This window comes from Arthrobacter livingstonensis (assembly GCF_003219815.1).
GTDB lineage: Bacteria > Actinomycetota > Actinomycetes > Actinomycetales > Micrococcaceae > Specibacter > Specibacter livingstonensis.
On sequence record NZ_QJVD01000068.1, the window covers coordinates 1 to 4,399 of the forward strand.

4 protein-coding genes are annotated in these 4,399 nt (G+C 62.6%); 1 reads left to right on the forward strand and 3 read right to left on the reverse strand.

Features of this window, described 5'->3' with window-relative positions:
• Window positions 1-38: 38 nt before the first annotated feature.
• Genes argF through CVV68_RS22605 form a run of 3 tightly spaced genes read right to left on the reverse strand, consistent with a single transcriptional unit; the run spans window position 39 to window position 3,798 of the window.
• Window positions 39-1,070: an ornithine carbamoyltransferase gene (gene argF, locus CVV68_RS22595; RefSeq protein WP_110503228.1), complete on the reverse strand. Its 1,032-nt coding sequence runs from the start codon at window positions 1,068-1,070 to the stop codon at window positions 39-41.
• Between the two features lie 12 nt (window positions 1,071-1,082).
• Window positions 1,083-2,354, reverse strand: a complete 1,272-nt coding sequence (locus CVV68_RS22600) for an arginine deiminase (protein ID WP_110503229.1) — start codon at window positions 2,352-2,354, stop codon at window positions 1,083-1,085.
• Window positions 2,355-2,409: 55 nt separating this feature from the next.
• Window positions 2,410-3,798, reverse strand: a complete 1,389-nt coding sequence (locus CVV68_RS22605) for an amino acid permease (RefSeq protein ID WP_110503231.1) — start codon at window positions 3,796-3,798, stop codon at window positions 2,410-2,412.
• A 225-nt stretch (window positions 3,799-4,023) separates the two neighbouring features.
• Between CVV68_RS22605 and CVV68_RS22610 the strand changes: the two genes are divergently transcribed.
• On the forward strand, window positions 4,024-4,293 hold the full coding sequence (locus CVV68_RS22610) for a hypothetical protein (RefSeq protein ID WP_146239004.1): 270 nt from the start codon (window positions 4,024-4,026) through the stop codon (window positions 4,291-4,293).
• Window positions 4,294-4,399 lie beyond the last annotated feature (106 nt).

Here is a 4,399-nt window from a genome sequence, read left to right on the forward strand (position 1 = left end):
AGCAGGGCGTTGCCGCCCAGTGCGACGATGATGCGCACTTATCGGTCCCCTTGGGTCATGGAAGCGAGGGAACTGAGCATGACGGCCTTGATGGTGTGCATGCGGTTCTCGGCCTGGTCGTAGACGCGGGACGCTGTTGAGTGGAACACCTCGTTGCTGACTTCTGCCCCGTTCAGTCCGTAGCGGTTGAAAATCTTTTTGCCAAGGGCTGTGGTGCTGTCGTGGATGCTGGGCAGGCAGTGCAGGAACTGGGTTTTCGGGTTGCCGGTCCGGGACATCATGGCGGCGTCCACGCGGTACGGGGTCAGCAGTGGAACCCGGTGGTCCCAGGATTCCTCGGATTCACCCATGCTTACCCATACGTCCGTGTAGAGGAAGTCGGCTCTGGCGATGGCTTCGTCCACGTCCGTGGTGACAGTGACCCGGGCGCCCGATTGTGCTGCGATGTCCTGCGCCGCGGCGACCACGGCCGGGTCGGGTTGGAGTGGTGCAGGGGCTGCGATTCTCACGTCCATGCCAAGAATGGCGGCCGAAGTCATGAGGCTGTTGGCCACGTTGTCGTGTCCGTCGCCCAGGAAGCACACGATGACGTCCTGGAGGGGTTTGGTGGTGGTTTCCATCATCGTGAGCATGTCCGCCAGTGCTTGGGTGGGGTGCCATTCGTTGGTGAGGGCGTTCCAGACAGGGATGGAGGCATGGTTGGCGAGCTCGTTGACACTATTTTGGCCGAATCCGCGGTAGGCGATGCCGTCGTAGAAGCGGCTGAGTACCTTTGCCGTGTCCTCAAAGGACTCGGAGCTGCCCAGGTGGCTGCTGGCTGAATCCATGTAGGTGCATCCTGCGCCCTCGTCGTGGAGGGCGACCTCAAACGCGCTTCGGGTCCGGGTCGATGGTTTTTCGAAAATGACGGCGATGTTTAGTCCGAGCAGACGCGGCACAATGGTGCCAGAGGCCCGTTGGTGTTTGAGCAAGGTGGCGTCGGCGAGGAGCTGCTCATAGGCGGGCCGCGACAAGTCGGTGTCGCGGAGCAGGTGCCCAATCGTGGCGGTCTGTGGTGTGGCGGTGGTCATGAGTTCCTCTCCTTATTCGGCGGGGTCGCGCTGGATCGGGCAGGACATGCAGCGCGAGCCGCCGCGGCCGCGTCCGAGTTCGCTGCCGGGCACGGTGATGACCTCTATCCCGTTCCTGCGTAGGAGGGTGTTGGTCGTGACGTTGCGGTCGTAGCCGATGACGACGCCGGGCTCGAGGGTGAGGTAGTTGTTGGCGTCATCCCACTGTTCCCGTTCGGCGGCCCGGCTGTCTTCGTTGGCCGTCAGTACGCGCAGTTCGGGGCGGCCGAGCGATTCGCCGATGAGGTCGAAGAGTCCGCGTTCGGGGCCCACGAGCAGTTGCTCTTCTTCGGGGTCATCCGGTGTGGTGATCGTCCAGGCGCGAAGGGATGCTTGCTGCACGTTGGGATATAAGACGAAGGTATCGACGTCGATCATGGTCATGAGCGTGTCCAGGTGCATCATGGCGTGGGACTTTGGCAGTTTGATGGCGATGACCGATGTCGCCTGGCCCGTGGTGAACAACTGCCGGGCGAGGAGTTCCACGGCCATGGGGCTGGTTCGTTCGCCCATGCCGATCAGGACTGTACCGTGGCCAAGGATGTGAATGTCACCGCCCTCAATGGTGGAACGGGTCCGGCTTTCATCGACGTTGTACTGAAGAAACGCAGTGTTGGCGAACAGCGGGTGGTATGCGTAGATGGCACGGACATGGTCGGTCTCCCGGACGCGGGCCGGTTTGGCCATGACGTTGACGTTGACTCCGCCATAGATCCAGGCGGAACTGTCGCGGGGGAACAACGAGTTTGGTACGGGTGGAACCAGAAATCCGTCGGCGCTCAGGGCCTGTGCGTACAGGCTCGGCGATGACGTGCCCGGGATGTCTTCGGGCAGGATGCCGCCTATGAGTAGTTCGGCGAGGCGGTCCGGGGATTGGCCGGCGAGGAAGTTTTGCAGGTGCGGGGCAAAGGAGGGGCCGAACGAGTCCGGTGTGCAGAGCCTTTGGAGCACGAAGTCCCTGGCCTCGTTTAGCTCCATGGTTTGTGCCAGGAGCTCGCCGAAGTGGTGCACTTCTATCCCGCGCGAGACCATGGCGTCGGCGAAGCCGTCGTGTTCCGATCGGGCCCTTGCCGGCCACAGGACATCATCGAAGAGCAGGTCCTCTCGATTCTGTGGTGTCAGCCGGCTCAGCTCGGTTCCGGGACGGTGGATGATTACCTGACGGAGCTTGCCGACTTCTGAATGGACGCCCAAAGTCAGCGACGTGGGGGTTTCGGTGATGGGCTCGGCGGTGGGAATTGCCATGGGATGACTCCAATTCGAGGGATAAAAAGGGTTTGGTATGAGGGGGGATTTTGTTTTAGGCTCTTTGGGCAGCAGCGGTGGTTCCCTCCGCCGTCACCGGTGTCCCGCCGTCGTGCTTTGTCGAGACCCGCAGCCAGATGTACAGGGGCACTCCGAGGAGGAAGCAGAAGACGCCGTAGTAGCAGGCTTGGGCGCCGCTGCCGGCGAGGGCCCAAAACGTGAAGGCCAGTGCGACGCCGGCGATGGTGACATCTTTGGTGAAGTGTGCCCAGGACGTTTCGCGGCGGTGGGTGATGAGCCAGAACAGCTGTGCGCCGGCGGAAAACATGTAGGGAATGACGGCGGTAAACACCGTCAAGAGCAGCACGGTGGTGAACACGTTGGAGAAGTTTGTGTAGGCGAGCACGGTCAGCGCGGTGGCAAGGACGGTCGAGGCGAGGATTCCAAAGATCGGCATTCCGCGCCTTTCACTGGCAAAGACGCGCGGGAACATGCCGTCCTTCGCGGCCGCGTACGGCATTTCGCCAACAATGAAGGTCCAACCGACAAGGCAGCCGAGGCCGGAGATGATCGCGGCGGCGGCGATCAGCTGGCCGCCGAGGGTGCCGCCGAAGATGGCGTTGGCGGCATCACTGAACGGGGCGGTCGAGAGGCGCAGTGCCTTGTTGCTGACCGTGCCAAAGACCACGAGCGTGCCAAGGACGTAAATGACGGCGCAGATGATGGTGCCCCAAACAGTGGCCCGGCGGACGTTCCTTTCCGGGTGGCGGACCCGGCCTGCCGCCACGGACGCGGTCTCGATCCCAAGATAGGCGAAAAGCACAATGGCCCCGGCCCCTGCGATGGCGCTCCATGCGCTGGTGCCGGAGGAGTTGAACGCCCCAAAATTCGCTCCCTTGAGGAAGAATAGACCGACGATGGCGATGAACACCAGCGGCACGACCTTCAGCACCGTGAAGATGGCCTGTGCCGCGCCCAGGGTCCTGATCCCAACGACGTTGATGAGGACCGGGATCCACAGCCCCGCGGTGGCAATGACGATGGACCACCAGATGTTGTGGTCCTTGTTGACAAAGACCTCGACATATCCGGTCAGGGCGACGACGATCGCGGCGTTGCCGGCCCAGGCGGTGACCCAGTACGACCAGCCTGTGAGGAACCCGGCGAAATCGCCGAAGGCATCACGCGCGTAAAGGTACGGGCCGCCGGAACCCGGGATGCGTTGGGCCAACCAGCCAAACACGATGGCCAGTGCCAACGCGCCAATGGTCACGAGGACGAAAGCCACCAGGCTGATGGGGCCGAACATGGCCAGGGCCGAAGGGATGCCGAAAACGCCGGTGCCGATGACGGAGCCGATCACCAGGGCGGAAGCGGTGGGCAGGCCGAGCCTGCCAGGGACAACGGACTTCTTGCGCGGGTTGACCTTCGTGGGCTTGTACATGTACTGATCATCCGGCCGGAAACGTGCGTGCAAAAGGGCCATTGGTCCCGCCTGGCGTGGGTTTCGGCGTTTCTTTGCATTCGGGGAAATAGGGTCCTTTGGCCGTGGGGCGCGGGCGGGCGTGGGCCTAGAGTCATGACTACACCCCTGCGTCCGGGTGTCAGGAAAGGGTGACGGATCATGCAGGACCGCAATGAAGCCACCAGTCAGCCAGACTCCAGGGCAATGGTCCAGAACCAGACGAGACAACCGCTCTGGTGCGACCACTGTGACACCGAGGCGGACATTGTCATTGGAGCGGTCTGCCGCCGTCATTGGTGCCCGCCCGGCCAGGTGGAAGTCACGTACTTCTGCACCCGATGCGATGCCATGTACGGGCACCTGGTCACGGAATCAGCGATCAATAACTACCTCATGGACGTGAGCAGTGACAGTGGAAAATGTGGTGCGCTGCGCGCCGACACCGTCTTCCGCGAACTGAAGCCACCACCATGAATGACAGCATTGTTGACAATCGATTTGCTGGAACACGGCGACGGCCGCCAGTGCGGGATCCGGCATTGGCCGCGCCACAACCCTCCAGCTACCGCGGGAGGGCACC